Origin of the sequence: Marinobacter sp. ST-43 (genome assembly GCF_030541085.1) — a bacterium.
In the GTDB taxonomy this organism is placed as follows: Bacteria; Pseudomonadota; Gammaproteobacteria; order Pseudomonadales; family Oleiphilaceae; genus Marinobacter; species Marinobacter nauticus.
Genome location: NZ_JASSVO010000056.1, coordinates 1 through 1,277, shown reverse-complemented (window position 1 = coordinate 1,277; position 1,277 = coordinate 1). Strand labels below are relative to the sequence as shown.

The window sequence follows — 1,277 nt, the reverse complement described above, 5'->3', positions numbered from 1 at the left end:
GCTCGTTTGCCAGCTCCCCGAACCTTATCGCAGGCTTCCACGTCTTTCATCGCCTCTGACTGCCAAGGCATCCACCGTATGCGCTTAGTTGCTTGACTATATAACCCCAAGACAACTGATCACGAATTCACACCCATCACCAGGCAAGCCTGATTCCGATGTTTCTTCGAGACAGTCACTTGAAGCAATAGAACAACCACTTCAACGACAACACCGGATAACGCTTGAAATCGCTATCACTTTGAACATTTTCTCTCGGAGATAATGAGAGAAAAATATTCGTGTTCTATCTCGTCCAATTTGTTAAAGAGCAAATCTGACCCAGTGATCAGAAAGAAGGGCTTCGAACTTTCATCAAGTTGAAACACTTGTTTCTGCACACTGCTAACCGAAGTTAGTCAGTAAAGTTTGGTGGAGCTAGGCAGGATCGAACTGCCGACCTCCTGCGTGCAAGGCAGGCGCTCTCCCAGCTGAGCTATAGCCCCAAGAAGCTATCTACAAGAATTATTCAGATCAAGGCATCGGATGGCGCCGCATAGCCTGCTATGCAAGTCATTCGATAACGCCGAGCTGGATAATTCTGGTGGGTCTGGGTGGACTTGAACCACCGACCTCACCCTTATCAGGGGTGCGCTCTAACCACCTGAGCTACAGACCCGGTTTTGCTTGTCTTCGAAACGCCTGGACTGCGTTGCAGCTTTCGCTCAATCGGTCACGTACGTGTGTACGCTCCCTCTTTCACTCAACCTGCGCCTTGCCAGCCGTTCCGAATCCGGCGCCAAACCCCGAGACTGACTCAGTGTTTGTGGCAAACCGACATCGGGCCTGCATAGACCCTTTTGCTCTCTTTATTAGCCAACCAAGTAATTCGTGTGGACTCTGACCGAAGCATTCGGCTTCGTTTAAGGAGGTGATCCAGCCGCAGGTTCCCCTACGGCTACCTTGTTACGACTTCACCCCAGTCATGAACCACACCGTGGTAATCGTCCTCCCGAAGGTTAGACTAACTACTTCTGGTGCAATCCACTCCCATGGTGTGACGGGCGGTGTGTACAAGGCCCGGGAACGTATTCACCGCGACATTCTGATTCGCGATTACTAGCGATTCCGACTTCACGGAGTCGAGTTGCAGACTCCGATCCGGACTACGACGCGCTTTAAGGGATTGGCTCACTCTCGCGAGTTGGCAGCCCTCTGTACGCGCCATTGTAGCACGTGTGTAGCCCTGGCCGTAAGGGCCATGATGACCTGACGTCATCCCCACCTTCCTCCGGTTT

At 52.0% G+C, this 1,277-nt stretch carries 2 tRNA genes and 2 rRNA genes; all 4 read right to left on the bottom strand.

Annotated features, from left to right (window positions below):
* Nucleotides 1-98 (bottom strand): 23S ribosomal RNA (locus QPL98_RS19415); the annotation flags it as partial.
* A 311-nt stretch (nt 99-409) separates the two neighbouring features.
* A tRNA-Ala gene (locus QPL98_RS19410) sits at nt 410-485 on the bottom strand.
* A gap of 96 nt (nt 486-581) precedes the next feature.
* Nucleotides 582-658, bottom strand: a tRNA-Ile gene (locus tag QPL98_RS19405).
* Nucleotides 659-903: 245 nt separating this feature from the next.
* A 16S ribosomal RNA gene (locus QPL98_RS19400) occupies nt 904-1,277 on the bottom strand; the annotation flags it as partial.